The organism is Pseudomonas sp. (assembly GCF_041601375.1).
Taxonomy (GTDB): domain Bacteria; phylum Pseudomonadota; class Gammaproteobacteria; order Pseudomonadales; family Pseudomonadaceae; genus Aquipseudomonas.
On record NZ_JBFIIG010000082.1, the window covers coordinates 1 to 17343 of the forward strand.

Genomic DNA, 17343 nt, shown 5'->3' on the forward strand with positions numbered 1-17343 from the left:
AATAGCCGCTATTGCCTCGGGCGGGTTTGATTCGCTGCCACACTGCGGCGCAGTGATTGCCATGCTGATGATCATGGGCTTGACCCACAAGCAGGCTTACAAGGACATCTTCATCGTGACGGTAGTGGTTCCGGTCATCGCGGTGCTGTGCTGCATCGCTTTCTTGAGTGTGTTCTAGCGGGCGAGGTCAAGAGTTGTCGGCGTGCGGCCTCGCCCCGGCCTGGGCAGGCAATCCGGGGTGACCGCGCCAGTCAATGCGCACGGTTGCGACTGCGAGTACGATGATGGCGCAATGCCGTGGTCGCTTCGCCGGGAAAATATCGCTAAGGTACGCTATGGTTTGCAGGTTACTTTCAGAGGAGTTGCGATGAGCAAGGTGTTGTCCATTCACCATGACCTCAAGGGTCATCAGTTCGAGACCACAGTGGATGGTGATCGTGCGTACCTGGCCTATATGGACCTGGGCAAGCAGACCTTGGATATTTACCGTACCTTCGTGCCGAATTCGTTGCGCGGTCGTGGCATTGCCGCCGCCTTGACCGAACATGCCTTGCAGTACGCGGAGCACATGGATTACACGGTGATCCCCTCTTGTTCCTATGTCGAGCGATATATGGAGCGTCGTCAGCGCCATAGTGTCAAAGGCTGACGCGGAGGCTTACATAAAAACGCCGGGCATAGCCCGGCGTTTTTATGCGTGTGGCATTTAGCTGCGGTGGCGCTTGGGCAGCACATCCTTGAGTTTGGCATGCATGCCGCGCAGTGTTTTCTCGGTGCTGTCCCAGTCGATGCAGGCGTCGGTGACGGACACGCCGTATTTCAGCTGGTTGAGGTCTTTCGGTATCGATTGGTTGCCCCAGCCCAGATGGCTCTCGACCATCAGGCCGACGATCGACTGGTTGCCTTCGAGGATCTGGTTGGCGACGTTGTCCATTACCAGGGGTTGCAGCGCCGGATCCTTGTTCGAGTTGGCATGGCTGCAATCGACCATGATGTTCGGGCGGATGCCGGCCTTGGTCAGCTCCTGCTCGCAAACGGCAACGCTGACCGAGTCGTAGTTCGGCTTGCCGTTGCCACCGCGCAGCACCACGTGACCGTAGGCATTGCCCTTGGTGGTGACGATGGACACCCCCCCTTCCTGGTTGATGCCGAGGAAGCGATGCGGGCTGGAAACCGATTGCAGCGCGTTGATCGCCACGGTCAGGCCGCCGTCGGTGCCGTTCTTGAAGCCAACCGCCGAGGACAAGCCAGAGGCCATTTCGCGGTGGGTCTGCGATTCGGTGGTGCGTGCGCCGATGGCCGACCAACTGATCAGGTCCTGCAGATATTGCGGGGAGATCGGGTCGAGTGCCTCGGTGGCGGTTGGCAGGCCCATTTCCGCCAGGTCGAGCAGCAACTGGCGGCCGATGTGCAAACCGTCCTGAATCTTGAACGAGTCGTCCAGGTAGGGGTCGTTGATCAATCCTTTCCAGCCCACCGTGGTGCGCGGCTTTTCAAAGTACACGCGCATCACCAGATACAGGCTATCCGACACTTCTGCTGCGAGTACCTTGAGGCGTTCGGCGTATTCGTGCGCGGCTTTGATGTCGTGAATCGAGCAGGGGCCGACTACCACGAACAAGCGATGGTCCTTGCCATCGAGGATGTCGCGAATCACCTGGCGGCCAGTGGCGACAGTGTGCAGCGCGGCATCGGTCAGCGGAATTTCGCGCTTTAGCTGATCGGGCGTGATCAGGGTTTCGTTGGAGGCAACGTTAAGGTCATCGATCGGTAAGTCAGCCATCGTGCTTTTCATCAGGTCAGGGTCGTCAGGTCACGGGTGCCGGCCGCCAGCGATCCCCGTGTGGCGGAGCACAGCATTTATGAGCACAGCGGGGATGGAGAGAACCTTAGCGCGTTACGGGCGGGCTAGACAATGGGTCTAAGGTCGTTAAACGGAACGAAACAGCGATTACAGGCTTGCATTGGAGAACTCGTCGGCGTGATGGGCGATCCATTCCTGGGCTATGCCCTCGATTGCCAGATGTTCGCCCAGCTCCAGTTCACGTTGCCGGCGGTAATGTTCGATCTGACAGACCTGTTCGACCATGCGTGCGCGAAATAACGTGTCTTCGTCGATAAAGGCGATGCCAACCAGGTAATCCTCGGGTTGTTTGCGGCACCAAGCCACTACCCCGGGGTAGCGTGCCTGCTCGCCAAACAGCGGGATGCGCAGTTCAATTGCCGTGCCGCGGCGAAAGCCGCGGCTTGAATCGCATGCTACGCCGCCGAGGCTGATATTGTTCAGCCGTTGTTTGGGGATAAAGTCTTGCTTGCGGAGCACCAGCTCCACCGGCATATCGCTGGGATGACGCAGAAAACGACGCATGACTACCGACTCCCTATGCCATCAATTTGACATCGCTATGAACAGTATAGTGGCTGAATTGCAACTGACTGACTTTGTTACGGACCACTGGTAAGAAGGCGCCCGCCCAGGCGGTTGTCTCCGGCCCACATCAAGCTGTCTCGCATGACGGCCGATTTTTTTAGATACCGAGGTGAGCATGAGCAAGGGAATGGGCGACAAGCTGGTGCTGGCGATTTCCTCGCGGGCGCTGTTCGACCTGCGCGAGAGTCATCGCGTGTATGAGGGCGAAGGGGTCGAGGCCTATCGTCGTTATCAGATCGAGCATGAGGACGAAATCCTCATGCCCGGTGATGCCTTTCCCCTGGTCGAGAAGCTGCTGGGGTTGAACAGCGCATTGGGTCAGGCACGGGTCGAAGTGATTCTGGTGTCGCGCAACAGCGCCGATACCGGTTTGCGTGCGTTCAACTCGATCCAACACTACGGCCTGGGCATCTCGCGCGCGGCCTTTGTCGGCGGCCGTAGCCCCGATCCTTATCTGGCGGCGTTCGGCTGCCATCTGTTTCTCTCGACTCACGCCGAAGATGTGCGCAGTGCGCTGAGTTCTGGGTTCGGAGCGGCCACCATTCTCTCGGGTGGGGCGCGGCGGGCGGCGAGCAATGAGCTGCGCATCGCTTTCGACGGCGATGCCGTGCTGTTTTCCGATGAGTCCGAACGGGTCTATCAGCAGGGCGGCCTGGAAGCCTTCCAGAGCCACGAGCGTGAGTCGGCTCGCGAGTTGCTCGGCGGCGGCCCTTTCAAGCCCTTCCTGGCGGCGCTGCATCTCCTGCAGCAGGAGTTTCCCGAGGAGGCCTGCCCGATTCGCACGGCCCTGGTCACTGCCCGCTCGGCGCCGGCCCACGAGCGGGTGATCCGCACCTTGCGCGAGTGGAATATTCGCCTGGATGAGTCGTACTTTCTGGGCGGCTTGGAGAAGGCGGCGATCCTCGAAACCTTCGGTGCCGACGTATTTTTCGACGACCAGGCGGGGCACTGCGAGAGCGCCCGCGAGGTCGTTGCCACCGGACATGTACCGCATGGCGTGAGCAACGAGCCGCAGCGCTAGTCGCCGGCCGGGATTTCCTCGCTACAGGCGGCTGCCAGAGTCTGCCGGCTCTCGCGTTGTTTTGCCGCGCAGCCTGAATATGGATGTAGCACCTGGTGGCTTCCAGATTCTGTGCATATAACCATTCGTCCTGAATGACTGCGGTTTTGTTGACTTGCAGATGGCACTGCTAAGCTCAAGTCAGGTCTGCCAGCTAGGCAGTCTAGGAGACCGCATGATTCGTTCGATTCTCTATGCTACCGATCTGGGTCTTTATGCTCCCTATGTCTTGCAGCATGCCTTGGCGCTGACTCGTGCTTTCAATGCCGGGCTGTATGTCGTGCATGCAGTGGAGCCAATGGGCTTGTTTGCCGAGTCGGTGCTGCAAACCTACCTGGATGAAGAGCGGCTCAAGGAGCTGCGCAGCAAAGGCCTGAGTTCAGTCATGGCGAGTATCGAGCAGCGGGTGTTGGAGGGCTTTCGCGATGAGCTAGGCGAGTTCCAGCATGAGCTCGAGCTGATCCGTGCCGTGCAGGTGGTGCAGGGCGATCCCCCCCTGGTGATTCTCGAGGAGGCGCAGAAGCGCGGGGTGGATATGCTGGTCGTCGGCAGCCACAGCCATGGTGCCGGCCTGGATATCCCGTTGGGCCGCACGGCCGCGCGCCTGATGCAGTTGTCCGAAGTCCCGGTGTATCTGGTGCCGATGTTGCAGCACCGGGCCCGGGGGGAGGCTTGAGAGGGCGAAAAAAACGTTCACTCACTGCAACCGTCCCCAGGCCCCAGCTGCTGGCTCGCCATGCCGCGAAAGCCGGGAGTCGCTCGCGCGACGGCGCTGGATATTTTTACTGCCATTGAGGTCGTTTACATTTCAAAGAAAAATCGGCAGAGCCAAATGAAATCGTCTAGATTTAATTGTTAAACCATATATATGGTTATATGACGCCGCCGGCCACCGGACGGCCGCTTATCTGCTTTGAGGGATTTCTATGAAGCTCCAACAACTGCGCTACATCTGGGAAGTTGCGCATCACGACCTCAACGTTTCGGCCACCGCGCAAAGTCTCTATACGTCGCAGCCGGGCATCAGTAAGCAGATCCGTTTGCTCGAGGACGAATTGGGCGTCGAGGTCTTCGCTCGCAGCGGCAAGCACCTGACCCGGGTTACCCCGGCGGGCGAGCGGATCATCACCACTGCCGGGGAAATCCTGCGCAAGGTAGAAAGCATCAAGCAGATCGCCCAGGAGTTCTCCAACGAGAAGAAGGGCACCTTGTCCATCGCCACTACCCACACCCAGGCGCGCTATGCCTTGCCTCCTGTGATCAGTGCATTCATCAAGCAATACCCGGACGTCGCCCTGCACATGCACCAGGGCACGCCGATGCAGATCGCCGAAATGGCCGCCGACGGCACCGTGGATTTCGCCATCGCCACCGAGGGGCTGGAGTTGTTCAACGATCTGGTAATGATGCCGTGCTACCGCTGGAATCGTTGCGTGGTGGTGCCGCAGGGCCATCCGTTGAGCAAGCTGCCGAAGCTGACCCTGGAGGCTCTGGCGGAACATTCGATCGTCACCTATGTGTTCGGCTTCACCGGCCGTTCCAAGCTGGACGAAGCCTTCAGCCACCGTGGCCTGACCCCGAGAGTGGTGTTCACTGCGGCCGACGCCGACGTGATCAAAACCTATGTGCGCCTGGGCCTGGGGGTGGGCATCGTGGCCAAGATGGCGGTGGACGCCAAGCTAGATCCGGATCTGGTGGTGCTCGATGCCAGCGATCTGTTCGAGTCCAGTGTGACCAAGATAGGCTTTCGCCGCGGCACCTTCCTGCGTGGGTTTATGTGCGATTTCATCGAGAAATTTGCCCCGCACCTGACCCGCGATGTGCTGGCCAAGGCGGTGCAGTGCCACAACAAGTCCGAGCTGGAAGAGCTGTTCCGCGATGTCGAGTTGCCGATTTACTGAGAGCTTGTGAAAAAACTCTCGCCTACTGCGACCGCCTCCAAACGCCCGCTGCGGCGTTGCGCTACTTGAAAAGCAGGGTCATTTAGCTCACTAAACTCCCCTACTTTTCACGCAGTGCGCCTTGCCGCGAACGCTTGGAGACGCTCTCGCTACGGCGCTCGATTTTTTCACAACCTCTGAGAGCTTGTGAAAAAACTCCCGCGTACTGCGACCGCCCCCTGGCGCCCGCTGCTGACGTAGCCTGGGCAAAACGGAGCGACACACATCCGGCGGGCTGTCGCTGCGCTCCCAACGGAACGCCGCCCGAGCCGCCCTACCTCCGAGCGGAACGCCACGCATCGGTGCTTCAGATTTTCGCGATCAGGTTGCCGGCGTGCAGGCCGCACTCCTTCTGCGTGGCTTCCTCCCACCACCAGCGGCCTTCGCGCTCGTGCTGGTTGGGCAGCACCGGGCGGGTGCAGGGCTCGCAGCCGATGCTGATGAAGCCGCGCTCATGCAGGCTGTTGTAGGGGAGTTCCAGCATGCGGATATAGGCCCAGATGTCTTCGCTGCTCATCTGCGCCAGCGGGTTGAACTTGTACAGGGTGTTTTCCGCGGTGGAGAAGGCCGTGTCGATTTCCACCACTGCGACCTGGCTGCGGGTGCCGGGGCTCTGGTCATGGCGCTGGCCGGTAGCCCAGGCCTTGACCGTGGCCAGCTTGCGCCTTAGCGGGGCGATCTTGCGAATACCGCAGCATTCGCTGTGGCCGTCCTTGTAGAAGCTGAACAAGCCTTTTTCCTTGACCAGGGCTTCTAGCGCGGTGGCGTCGGGGGAGAGCACTTCGATGGCAATGCCGTAGTGCTCGCGCACCTGCTCGATGAAGCGGTAGGTCTCCGGGTGCAGGCGGCCGGTATCGAGGCTGAAGACCTTGATGTTCTTATTCAGTTTCCAGGCCATGTCCACCAACACCACGTCCTCGGCGCCGCTGAAGGAAAGCCAGAGCTCATCGCCAAAGTGCTCGAAGGCAAGTTTGAGAATGTCCTGGGGCGACTTGTTGGCGTAGGTTGCGGCCAGTTCGGCTACATCGAATGGGTGGCTCATCGGGCTGGATTCCTGGTTGGGGTGGCGCTAAGAGGGTGCCGCCAGGCTATTGCACCTGGTGTGTTGGCGCCTTCGAGGCGCTCTGTGCGCCGATGGTAGCAAAAAGGCTTTATACCGTTAAATAACCAAGTGCAAGGAGGACCGTCGAGTTTGGATATAAGTCGCGCGTTGCGCCGCCTGCGGCGAGCCGCTAGAGTGCCGCCTTCTTTCAAGCTCAATCTAGGAGTGCCCCGTGGAAATCGCTTGTCTCGACCTGGAAGGCGTTCTGGTCCCGGAGATCTGGATCGCCTTCGCGGAAAAAACCGGCATCGAATCGCTGAAAGCGACCACCCGGGATATTCCAGATTACGACGTGCTGATGCAGCAGCGTCTGCGTATTCTCGATGAGCATGGCCTGAAGCTGAACGACATCCAGCAAGTCATTGCCACGCTTAAACCACTGGACGGTGCGGTGGAATTCGTCGACTGGCTGCGTGAACGCTTCCAGGTGGTGATCCTCTCGGACACCTTCTACGAATTCTCCCAACCGCTGATGCGTCAACTGGGTTTTCCGACGCTGCTGTGTCACAAACTGGTCACCGACGAGAACGATCGCGTGGTCAGCTACCAGTTGCGCCAGAAGGATCCCAAGCGGCAATCGGTGATCGCGCTCAAGAGCCTCTATTACCGCGTGCTCGCCGCAGGCGACTCGTACAACGACACCACCATGCTCAGCGAGGCCCACGCCGGCATCCTGTTCCATGCCCCGGAAAACGTGATTCGCGAGTTCCCGCAGTTCCCGGCTGTGCACACCTTCGATGAGCTCAAGCGCGAGTTCATCAAGGCGTCCAGCCGCGACCTGAGCCTGTAACCGCAGCGGCGAGCTTGCAAGGCTAGGGCGAGGGTGGCGCCCCGGGACGCGCTTGCGGTTTGCCGCTACAACCTCTCCAGCGTTTCCAGCAAGACCTTCACCTTGGTGATGGACTCCTGGTATTCCGCCTGCCAGTCGGAGTCGGCGACTATCCCGCCGCCGCCCCAGCAGCTGATCTGCCCGTCCTTGGCCAGTAGGCTGCGGATGGCAATCGAGCTGTCCAGCTCACCCCGCACGTCGAGGTACAGCAACGAGCCGCAATAGAGCGCGCGGCGCGTGGGTTCCAGCTCGTCGATGATCTGCATGGCGCGGATTTTCGGTGCGCCGGTGATAGAGCCACCGGGAAAGCTGCCGGCAATCAGGTCCAGGGCATCTTTGCCTGGTGCCAGTTCGCCGGTCACCGCGCTGACCAGGTGGTGCACGTTGGGATAGCTCTCCAGGGCGAACAGCTCCGGCACGCGGACCGAACCGGTCGTGCAACTGCGGCCGAGGTCGTTGCGCAGCAGGTCGACGATCATCAGGTTCTCGGCACGATCCTTGGGGCTGCTCAATAGCGCGTCGGCTTGCGCGGCATCCTGCTCGGGGTCGCCGTGGCGTGGGCGTGTGCCCTTGATCGGGCGGGTCTCCACGCGACCTTCGCTGACCCGCAGGAAACGTTCGGGCGACAGGCTGATGATCGCGCCGTTATCCGCCAGGGCCAGGTAGCCGGCGAAGGGGGTGGGACAGGCGGCACGCAAGCTGCGATAGGCCGTCCAGGGGTCGCCCTGGTAGTGGCTGCGAAAGCGTTGGGCAAAGTTCACCTGGTAACAGTCGCCGGCCTGGATGTAGGTCTGGATGCGTTCGATGGCATGGCGATATTCGCCTTCATCGATATCCGCCTGGAATGCCCTGTCCAGTCTGAAAGGTTGTGACGCTGGCGCCAGTGGCGCATCGAACAGCTCGATCAACTGCTGTCGCTGTTCACTGCTCAGTGCTGGGTGAAACATCAGCTGGCTGGTGCCCAGCCGATGGTCGGTGATCAGAGCCCAGGCATACAGACCAAGTTGCGCATCGGCCAGGCCCAGGTCGTCACTTGCCTGTTCGGGCAGGGTTTCCAGGCGCCGGCCGAAGTCGTAGCCCAGGTAGCCAATCAGGCCGCCGACAAAGGGCAATGGGCAGTCGTCGGGTGCTTTGGCCTCGCCCAGTTCCGCCAGACTGGCGCGCAGGCGCTGGAGGAAGTCGTTGGCCGATTCGTCGGGCATGGGGATCAGCTCGGCCACTGGCCAGGCGCTGATCAGGTCATAGCGTCCGCGCTGGGCTGCCGGGCGGCCGGCATCCAGCAGCACTGCTCCTGGCGCGTGACGGACGGCACTGAAGTAGATGGCCGGATCGGCACGATAGGGCAGGGCGTGTACAAGGCAAATAGGCATGCGAGGCTTTCAGAGGCGCGCGGCAGGCGATTGTAGAACGCCTGCCAGATTCATCCTAGCGCTTCTGTCTGGGCGCTGGGCGGAGACTGGCCCCCGAGGGGCGCGCGGAAATTGCTGGGTCGTGCTCGTGGTGGCGGAGGGCGGGGCTTGCAGCCCAGGGCCACGGCGTGGCCGGCTACAAGAATGCCGCTCACTTGGCCTGAGTGAACGGCATTTTGGGCTTTTATGCTGCGGGTGCTCTGCCTGATTTCGGCGCCCGTAGGGTGAAAACCCAGCAGGCTGTTGGGTTCATGTTTCAGCTATTGGGGCGTGACCAAACAGCTCCTGGGCGAAGCGCATGCGTTCTTCCGGTGTCTCGCTGATGCCTTTTTTCGCCAGCTCGACCAGGCGCGCTTCCACGGCATGGGCGCGGTGGGTGAGGCCGCAGTCGTTGGCGATCTGGATGTTCAGGCCGGGGCGCGCATTGAGCTCGAGAATCAGCGGGCCTTTTTCCTGGTCGAGAACCATGTCCACGCCGATATAGCCGAGGCCGCACAGCTCATAGCAGCCGGCGGCCAGCTTCATGAAGCCGTTCCAGTTCGGCAGCTGTACGCCGTCTACCGAATTGGTGGTGTCCGGGTGCTTGCTGATCTTGTTGTTCAGCCAGGTGCCGCGCAGGGTCACCCCGGTCGCCAGGTCCACGCCCACACCGATCGCGCCCTGGTGCAGGTTGGCCTTGCCGCCGGACTGGCGGGTCGGCAGGCGCAGCATGGCCATCACCGGGTAGCCTTTGAGGACGATGATGCGGATGTCCGGTACGCCTTCGTAGCTGATGCTCTTGAAGATGGAGTCGGGGGTGACGCGGTATTCGATCAGTGCGCGATCACGGTGGCCGCCCAGCGAGTAGAGGCCGGTGAGGATGCTGGAGATCTGGTGTTCGATTTCCTCATGGCTGATGAGCTTGCCGGAAACCGTTCGATAGCGATCCTCGAAACGGTCGGCGACGACCAGGATGCCGTCACCGCCGGCGCCCTGGGCCGGCTTGATCACGAAGTCCGGCCGCTCGCCAATGATCTCGCGCAGCTTGTCGATGTCTTTTTCGGTCTCGATCACGCCGTACATTTCCGGCACATCGATGCCGGCTGCAATGGCGCGTTCCTTGGTGATGATCTTGTCATCGACGATCGGATAGAGGCTGCGCTTGTTGTACTTCAGCACGTAGTCCGCATTGCGACGGTTGATGCCCATGATGCCTTTGGCTTCGAGGGCCTTCCATGTTTTCCAGAGACCTAGCATTTTAGAACCTGCCCTGCTGATTAATCATGGCTGCGTTGCTGTCGCAAAACACGCCAGGCAAGGCGTGGGACGCAGGCAATGGTGATCCCTTGTCAAGTCCCACAACACCGCGTGGCGTGTTTTGCGACGCAACCCGAAGGGACATGGCCATTTTTCCGCATGGCTGCGTTAGTCGTCGTTCTTTTGGAATGACCAATCTTCTCTCCTCCTGCCTTGCCCTGCGAAAAAATGGCCTATGGCGCAGCCATGATTAATCAGCAGGGCAGGTTCCTAATCCTTCAGGAAGGCTTTGAAGCGGAAAAGTTCGGTCAGGCGGTAGCCGCGGTAGCGACCCATCGCCAGCATGAAACCCACCAGGATCATCAATACCGCCGGGAAGGTGAAGACGAAGTAGGCCAGCTGCGGCAGGCTCATCAGTAGGTGGGACAGGGTCGCGGCTATCAGGGTGCCAACGGCGACCTTGAAGGCATGACCGCCGCCACGCTCTTCCCAGGTGATCGACAGACGCTCGATGGTCATGGTCAGAATCACCATCGGGAACAGCGACACAGAGAGGCCGCGCTCCAGGCCGAGCTTGTGGCTGAGCAAGCTGATTACCGCGATCAGTACCACCACGAAGGTCAGGACCACCGACAGCCTGGGCAGCATCTGCAGTTTCAGGTGTTCGAGGTAGGAGCGTAGCGACAGGCCCAGGGCCGTAATGATGGTGAACAGGATGATGCCGAAGCCCAGCTGGGTTTCACGGAAGGCCAGGGCGATCAGGACCGGGGTGAAGGTGCCGAGGGTCTGCAGGCCGCCGAGGTTGCGCAGGATCAGGATCACCAGTACACCGAGCGGGATCACCAGCATGATCTGGATGGTCTGCTGGGTGGAAAGTGGCAGCCCGTACAGCGAATATTCGAGGAAGTCGGCTTCAGTGTTCTCGTCGGTCAATTTGGCCAGGCGGATGGCATTCATCTCGCTGTTGCTCAAGGTGAAGCTGACTTGCGCTTGCTTGCCGCCTTCGAGGTTGACCAGGTCGTCGTTGCCGGTCCACCAGGTCAGGCGATCGCTCGGCAAGCCTTGTTGGCCGGTTTCCGGGTTGAAGTAGAGCCATTTTTCGCCGTTGAAGCTGCGCAGCCAGAGTTCAGGGGTTTGCTGAATGTCGGCCGCCAGACGGATGGTGTGCACGCGCTCCATCGGCACATGGGCGATGGACAGCAGCAGCTCGATGGCATCGGCCTTGTTCGGGGTCGAGGCGTCGCCGCCCAGCAGCAGTTTGACGTTGTCGTCGTTGACGTTGTTGACCCGTTTGATGGTCTCGCTGATAAAGGTTTCGACGTCCGCCGAGTGTTGGCGGATCGGTGCGAGCAGGGCCTCGGCGGCAATTTTCTCGGCACCTTCCACTGGGATGCTGTCGCGGAAGATCGGTCCTTTGCTCTTGGCTTGTTCGCCGCTGTAGCGTTTGGTCAATACCAGGCGGTAGTAGAGGGTTTGCTTGCCGTTGGCACGCCGGGCAGACCAGGTAACCTTGCGATTGCCATCGGCGCGGTTGATGCTCACACCATAATTATTGGAGATGAAGCTCTCGTTGAGGCTGACGTAATCCTGGTTCAGTGGCGGCACGAACATCTGCAGCTTGACCGGCTCACGCGGGCTGGCCTGGAACTCGACTCTGGCGTCGATGTTCCACAGGTCATCGGTTTCATCTTCGGTCAGCGGAATGCCGAGGATAAAGATCTGGTAGGCCGTAATCAGAATGCCCAGGCCCACCAGTAGCGTGATCAGGACTTTCAGATGCAGGTTAAGAGAGCGCATGGGTATTACTCATTAAGGATGGCGCCAATGTTCGCGTCAGGGGGACAGCCAGGTTTGCCAGCTGCGTATTTAAGGCTTGGGTCGACCAGTGCGCTGAAGCGTTTTAGCGCTTCGGAGCCGATCAATAGCGGGTATTGGAATGCACTACGGTCGGTCAAGTTCACTTCTATCGTGCGCAGGGCTTGGCCCATGCAGATATCCAACTCGATTACCGGGCGTGCGGTGTAGGTTTTTTCTTCCTCGGGATCATAGTCGCCCGCGCGCCGCTTGATCTTGCTGATCCGTGCCAGCGGGCGCTCTATCGGGTGGGCATGAGCATCGTCGATCGCCAGATAGAAGCGCACCCAGGGTTCGCCTTCGCGTTTGAAACGCTGGATATCGCGCGCGCTCAAGGACGCCGTTCTGGCGCCAGTATCCAATTTGGCCGGCACTTGCAGGCCGAGATTGAACAGCATCGCGTATTCATTCAGGCCGTATACGGCCTTCTCTGCGGCGGCGAGACCCAGGCCAGGCAGTAACAGCAGGCAGAACAGCAGGGCGAAGGGCTTGAGTCTCATAAAACCTATTAGGTATAGCGCGGTCGTCGGATAACAAGACCCGCGGGTGAGGCGGCATGGCTGCTGCGTCTGGTTCGAACTCTAGCGGGCTGGGCATTCTATCACGGGGGTTTTGTTGCGGCGACAGACGCTTATAGGTGTTTGCATAAGTGTGGGTAAATAATCATAACTTTTAGTTATTCGGCAGATTGTCGACAGTGTTGGCTGATTGTTTGACAGATTTGCGCTTGTAGGGTACTTTTTTGGCAAATGTAGCTAACGGTGTCGACAATATGCCCAGTGCCATCGAGTTGCCTCGCACCGCCCAAGATGACTCGGAAACGCTGTCCGAGCATGTTTTTCGCCGTATTCAGGCGGCCATCGTCAAAGGCGAGATCGCGCCAGGCAGCAAAATTTCCGAGCCGGAGCTGGCCCGCACCTATGGCATCAGTCGCGGACCGCTGCGCGAGGCTATTCACCGCCTGGAAGGCCAGCGTCTGCTGGTGCGAATTCCCCATGTGGGTGCGCGGGTGGTGTCGCTCGATCACGCCGAGCTGATCGAACTCTATGAGATCCGCGAGTCGCTGGAGGGCATGGCCTGCCGCCTGGCCGCCGAGCGCATGAGCCAGACGGAAATCGACGACCTGCGCCGGGTGCTCGATTTGCACGAGCAGGATGCGGCCTTCAAGGCGGGCGTCGGCTACTACCAGCAGGAAGGCGATTTCGATTTCCATTACCGGATCATTCAGGGCAGCGGCAACCGTACCCTGGTGCAGATGCTCTGTGGCGAGCTGTACCAACTGGTGCGCATGTACCGCCTGCAGTTCTCGGCCACGCCGAACCGCCCGCGTCAGGCGTTCGTCGAGCACCACCGCATTCTCGACGCCATCGCCGAGCGCGATGGCGAGCTAGCCGAGTTGCTGATGCGCCGGCATATCGGTGCATCCAAGCGCAATATCGAGCGCCACTACACCATGACCATGGGGCAGGGCGCGCCAACCAAAACAGCCAAACCCCGAGGTGAGTCATGAGTCAGCTTTCCAGTCAGAGCAGTCCCGGCCAGCGTTTTCGCGATGCGGTCGGCGCGGAGCACCCCCTGCAGGTCGTCGGCGCGATCAACGCCAACCACGCCTTGCTGGCCAAGCGTGCCGGCTTCAAGGCGATCTACCTGTCCGGTGGCGGCGTGGCGGCTGGCTCGCTCGGCTTGCCGGATCTGGGCATCACCGGGCTGGATGACGTACTCACCGACGTGCGCCGTATCACCGATGTCTGCGACCTGCCGCTGCTGGTGGATGTCGACACCGGCTTCGGCTCCTCGGCGTTCAACGTCGCCCGCACGGTCAAGTCGATGATCAAGTTCGGCGCCGCGGCGATTCATATCGAGGACCAGGTCGGCGCCAAGCGCTGCGGTCATCGGCCGAACAAGGAGATCGTCACCCTGCAGGAGATGGTCGACCGGATCAAGGCCGCGGTGGATGCGCGTACCGACGACAGCTTCGTGATCATGGCGCGCACCGATGCGCTGGCGGTCGAAGGCCTGAACTCGGCACTGGATCGCGCAGAGGCCTGCATCGAGGCCGGCGCCGACATGATCTTCCCCGAAGCCATCACCGAACTGGCGATGTACAAGACGTTCGCCGACCGCCTCAAGGCGCCGATTCTGGCCAATATCACCGAGTTTGGCGCCACCCCGCTGTACACCACCGAAGAGCTGGCCAGTGTCGACGTGTCCCTGGTGCTCTATCCGCTGTCGGCCTTTCGCGCCATGAACAAGGCGGCCGAAAACGTCTACACCGCGCTGCGCCGTGACGGCACCCAGAAAAACGTGATCGACACCATGCAGACCCGCATGGAGCTCTACGATCGCATCAACTACCACGCCTTCGAGCAGCATCTCGACGCGCTGTTCGCCGCCAAGAAATAACCGGCGCGCGAGCCGCAGCGGTTCGCGCATGACAAGAACTACCCGACCGGATCGGATGAGGAGAGACAAGCGATGAGCTCAACCCCAGATACCACCACCCCAGGCTTCAAGCCGAAGAAGTCCGTAGCCCTGAGCGGCACCACCGCCGGCAACACCGCGTTGTGCACCGTCGGTCGCAGCGGTAACGACCTGCACTACCGTGGCTATGACATCCTCGATGTCGCCACCACCTGTGAGTTCGAGGAAATCGCTCACCTGCTGGTGCACGGCAAGCTGCCCAACGCCGCCGAACTGGCCGGCTACAAGGCCAAGCTCAAGGCCCTGCGTGGCCTGCCGGCGGCGCTGAAAGCCGCCCTGGAGCAGTTGCCACCGTCCGCTCACCCGATGGACGTGATGCGCACCGGCGTGTCCGTGCTCGGCTGCCTGGCGCCGGAGAAGGACGACCACAACCATCCCGGTGCCCGCGACATCGCCGACAAGCTGATGGCCTCGCTCGGTTCCATGCTGTTGTACTGGTACCACTTCAGCCATAACGGAAAGCGCATCGAGGTGGAAACCGACGACGATTCCATCGGCGGACACTTTCTCCATCTGCTGCATGGCGAGACGCCGCGCGAGTCCTGGGTGCGGGCCATGCACTGTTCGCTGATCCTCTACGCCGAGCACGAATTCAATGCCTCGACCTTCGCCTCGCGGGTGATCGCCGGCACGGGTTCGGACATGTTCTCCGCCATTGCCGGTGGCATCGGCGCGTTGCGCGGGCCCAAGCATGGGGGGGCCAACGAGGTCGCCTTCGAGATCCAGAAACGCTACGACAATCCGGATGAGGCCGAGGCCGACATTCGTGCCCGGGTCGAGAAGAAGGAAGTGGTGATCGGTTTCGGCCATCCGGTCTACACGGTGAGCGACCCACGCAACAAGGTGATCAAGGAGGTCGCCCGCGAACTCTCCATCGAGCAGGGCAGCATGAAGATGTACGACATCGCCGAACGACTGGAATCGACCATGTGGGAGATCAAGAAGATGTTCCCCAACCTCGATTGGTTCAGCGCGGTCAGCTACCACATGATGGGCGTGCCCACCGCCATGTTCACCCCGCTGTTCGTGATTGCGCGCACCTCGGGCTGGTCCAGCCATGTCATCGAGCAACGCATCGACGGCAAGATCATTCGCCCGAGCGCCAACTACGTCGGTCCCGAAGACCTCAAGTTCGTGCCGCTCAAGGATCGCCCATAACCATGAACAATCACTACCGCAAACCCCTGCCCGGCACCGCGCTGGATTACTTCGATACCCGTGCCGCGGTCGATGCGATCCAGCCGGGTGCCTACGCCAAGCTGCCCTATACCTCCCGCGTGCTGGCCGAGCAACTGGTGCGCCGCTGCGAGCCGGACGCGCTGACCGATGCGCTCAAGCAGCTGATTGAGCGCAAGCGCGATCTTGACTTCCCCTGGTACCCGGCTCGCGTGGTCTGCCACGACATCCTCGGTCAGACCGCGCTGGTCGACCTGGCCGGCCTGCGCGACGCCATCGCCGAGAAAGGCGGTGACCCGTCCAAGGTCAACCCGGTGGTGCCGACCCAGTTGATCGTCGACCACTCCCTGGCCGTGGAAGCCCCGGGCTTCGACCCGGATGCCTTCGCCAAGAACCGCGCCATCGAAGACCGTCGCAACGAGGACCGCTTCCACTTTATCGAGTGGACCAAGACCGCGTTCAAGAACGTCGACGTGATCCCGGCCGGCAACGGCATCATGCACCAGATCAACCTGGAGAAGATGAGTCCGGTGATCCAGGCTCGCGGCGGCGTGGCCTTCCCGGACACCTGCGTGGGGACCGACTCGCACACCCCGCACGTCGATGCCCTGGGCGTGATCGCCATCGGCGTCGGTGGCCTGGAAGCAGAAACCGTGATGTTGGGCCTGCCGTCGATGATGCGCCTGCCCGACATCGTCGGGGTCAAACTGATCGGCAAGCGGCAGCCCGGCATCACCGCCACCGACATCGTGCTGGCCATCACCGAGTTCCTGCGCAAGGAGCGCGTGGTGGGTGCCTGGGTCGAGTTCTTCGGCGAGGGTGCCGACAGCCTGACCATCGGCGACCGCGCGACCATCTCCAATATGTGCCCGGAATACGGCGCCACCGCCTCGATGTTCTACATCGACCAGCAGACCATCGACTACCTCAAACTCACTGGCCGCGAGCCGGAGCAGGTAGCGCTGGTGGAAAACTACGCCAAGACCACCGGTCTGTGGGCCGATGCTCTGGTCACCGCCGAGTACGAGCGGGTGCTGAGCTTCGACCTGAGCACAGTGGTGCGCAACATGGCTGGCCCGAGCAACCCGCATCGCCGCTTGCCGACCTCGGCGCTGCATGAGCGCGGTATTGCCGACGAAGCCAAACTGGCAGCTGGCAAAATTGAAGAAAGTGAAGGCCTGATGCCTGACGGTGCGGTAATCATCGCCGCCATCACCAGTTGCACCAACACCTCCAACCCGCGCAACGTGGTCGCCGCCGGCCTGGTGGCGAAAAAGGCCAATGCCCTGGGCCTGGTGCGCAAGCCGTGGGTCAAGACCTCGTTTGCCCCGGGTTCCAAGGTCGCCAAGCTGTACCTGGAAGAAGCCGGCCTGCTGTCGGAGCTGGAGCAGCTCGGCTTCGGCATCGTCGGCTACGCCTGCACCACGTGCAACGGCATGTCCGGCGCACTGGACCCGGTGATCCAGCAGGAAATCATCGACCGCGACCTGTACGCCACCGCGGTACTGTCCGGCAACCGCAACTTCGACGGGCGTATCCATCCGTACGCCAAGCAGGCGTTCCTGGCCTCGCCGCCGCTGGTGGTGGTCTATGCCATCGCCGGTACCGTGCGCTTCGACATCGAGCAGGACGTGTTGGGTACCGACAAGGCCGGCAACCCCGTCACCCTGAAGGACCTGTGGCCGAGCGACGAGGAGATCGACGTGATTGTCGCAGCCAGCGTGAAGCCGGAGCAGTTCAAGCAGATCTACATCCCGATGTTCGATCTGGGCACTATTGCGCAAGCCGAAAGCCCGCTGTACGACTGGCGTCCGATGTCCACCTA

At 61.1% G+C, this 17343-nt stretch carries 16 protein-coding genes and 1 pseudogene; 10 read left to right on the forward strand and 7 right to left on the reverse strand.

From position 1 onward, the window contains the following. A pseudogene (locus tag ABZE94_RS12250) lies at window positions 1–178 on the forward strand (GntP family permease); the annotation flags it as partial. 189 nt (window positions 179–367) lie between these two features. Next, window positions 368–649 (forward strand): GNAT family N-acetyltransferase, encoded by a 282-nt coding sequence (locus tag ABZE94_RS12255; RefSeq protein WP_372875794.1) that lies wholly within the window; start codon window positions 368–370, stop codon window positions 647–649. 57 nt (window positions 650–706) lie between these two features. Here ABZE94_RS12255 and ABZE94_RS12260 read toward each other — a convergent pair whose 3' ends face one another. Both ABZE94_RS12260 and ABZE94_RS12265 read right to left on the reverse strand, forming a co-directional pair. Continuing rightward, window positions 707–1783 (reverse strand): 3-deoxy-7-phosphoheptulonate synthase, encoded by a 1077-nt coding sequence (locus ABZE94_RS12260; protein ID WP_372875795.1) that lies wholly within the window; start codon window positions 1781–1783, stop codon window positions 707–709. Between the two features lie 168 nt (window positions 1784–1951). Further along, window positions 1952–2368, reverse strand: coding sequence for a PilZ domain-containing protein (locus ABZE94_RS12265; protein ID WP_372875796.1), 417 nt, complete (start codon window positions 2366–2368; stop codon window positions 1952–1954). A gap of 178 nt (window positions 2369–2546) precedes the next feature. Here ABZE94_RS12265 and ABZE94_RS12270 point away from each other — a divergent pair, with 178 nt between their 5' ends. The 3 genes from ABZE94_RS12270 to cysB all read left to right on the forward strand — a co-directional run bounded on the left by ABZE94_RS12270 (window position 2547) and on the right by cysB (window position 5392). Continuing rightward, on the forward strand, window positions 2547–3452 hold the full coding sequence (locus ABZE94_RS12270) for a 5'-nucleotidase (protein WP_372875797.1): 906 nt from the start codon (window positions 2547–2549) through the stop codon (window positions 3450–3452). A 214-nt stretch (window positions 3453–3666) separates the two neighbouring features. Beyond that, window positions 3667–4167 carry a universal stress protein gene (locus tag ABZE94_RS12275; protein WP_372875798.1) on the forward strand — a complete coding sequence of 167 codons (501 nt, stop codon included), beginning with the start codon at window positions 3667–3669 and terminating at the stop codon, window positions 4165–4167. 250 nt (window positions 4168–4417) lie between these two features. Then, entirely contained in the window at window positions 4418–5392 is a 975-nt protein-coding gene (gene cysB / locus ABZE94_RS12280) for an HTH-type transcriptional regulator CysB (RefSeq protein ID WP_372875799.1), read from the forward strand. A gap of 346 nt (window positions 5393–5738) precedes the next feature. On the opposite strand, the gene ABZE94_RS12285 is transcribed toward cysB, so the two are convergent. Further along, window positions 5739–6473, reverse strand: coding sequence for a phosphoadenylyl-sulfate reductase (locus ABZE94_RS12285; protein ID WP_372875800.1), 735 nt, complete (start codon window positions 6471–6473; stop codon window positions 5739–5741). Between the two features lie 232 nt (window positions 6474–6705). Here ABZE94_RS12285 and thrH point away from each other — a divergent pair, with 232 nt between their 5' ends. Then, window positions 6706–7323: a bifunctional phosphoserine phosphatase/homoserine phosphotransferase ThrH gene (gene thrH / locus ABZE94_RS12290; RefSeq protein WP_372875801.1), complete on the forward strand. Its 618-nt coding sequence runs from the start codon at window positions 6706–6708 to the stop codon at window positions 7321–7323. A 65-nt stretch (window positions 7324–7388) separates the two neighbouring features. On the opposite strand, the gene pabB is transcribed toward thrH, so the two are convergent. The 4 genes from pabB to ABZE94_RS12310 all read right to left on the reverse strand — a co-directional run bounded on the left by pabB (window position 7389) and on the right by ABZE94_RS12310 (window position 12361). Then, entirely contained in the window at window positions 7389–8732 is a 1344-nt protein-coding gene (gene pabB / locus ABZE94_RS12295) for an aminodeoxychorismate synthase component I (RefSeq protein ID WP_372875802.1), read from the reverse strand. A 288-nt stretch (window positions 8733–9020) separates the two neighbouring features. Next, window positions 9021–10007, reverse strand: a complete 987-nt coding sequence (locus ABZE94_RS12300; protein WP_372875803.1) for an alpha-L-glutamate ligase-like protein — start codon at window positions 10005–10007, stop codon at window positions 9021–9023. A gap of 270 nt (window positions 10008–10277) precedes the next feature. Further along, window positions 10278–11804: an inactive transglutaminase family protein gene (locus tag ABZE94_RS12305; RefSeq protein WP_372875804.1), complete on the reverse strand. Its 1527-nt coding sequence runs from the start codon at window positions 11802–11804 to the stop codon at window positions 10278–10280. Window positions 11805–11809: 5 nt separating this feature from the next. Further along, window positions 11810–12361 (reverse strand): ATP-dependent zinc protease, encoded by a 552-nt coding sequence (locus ABZE94_RS12310; RefSeq protein WP_372875805.1) that lies wholly within the window; start codon window positions 12359–12361, stop codon window positions 11810–11812. A gap of 272 nt (window positions 12362–12633) precedes the next feature. On the opposite strand from ABZE94_RS12310, the gene ABZE94_RS12315 reads away from it, so the two are divergent. The 4 genes from ABZE94_RS12315 to acnA form a co-directional block, all read left to right on the forward strand. Next, window positions 12634–13371 carry a GntR family transcriptional regulator gene (locus ABZE94_RS12315; RefSeq protein WP_372875806.1) on the forward strand — a complete coding sequence of 246 codons (738 nt, stop codon included), beginning with the start codon at window positions 12634–12636 and terminating at the stop codon, window positions 13369–13371. Beyond that, entirely contained in the window at window positions 13368–14264 is an 897-nt protein-coding gene (gene prpB / locus ABZE94_RS12320) for a methylisocitrate lyase (RefSeq protein WP_372875807.1), read from the forward strand. The genes ABZE94_RS12315 and prpB overlap by 4 nt, the downstream gene beginning before the upstream one ends. Window positions 14265–14336: 72 nt before the next feature. Beyond that, window positions 14337–15500, forward strand: coding sequence for a 2-methylcitrate synthase (gene prpC, locus ABZE94_RS12325; protein ID WP_372875808.1), 1164 nt, complete (start codon window positions 14337–14339; stop codon window positions 15498–15500). Window positions 15501–15502: 2 nt separating this feature from the next. Then, window positions 15503–17343 (forward strand): aconitate hydratase AcnA (acnA, locus tag ABZE94_RS12330; RefSeq protein WP_372875809.1); only part of this gene is annotated, 1841 nt, incomplete at its 3' end.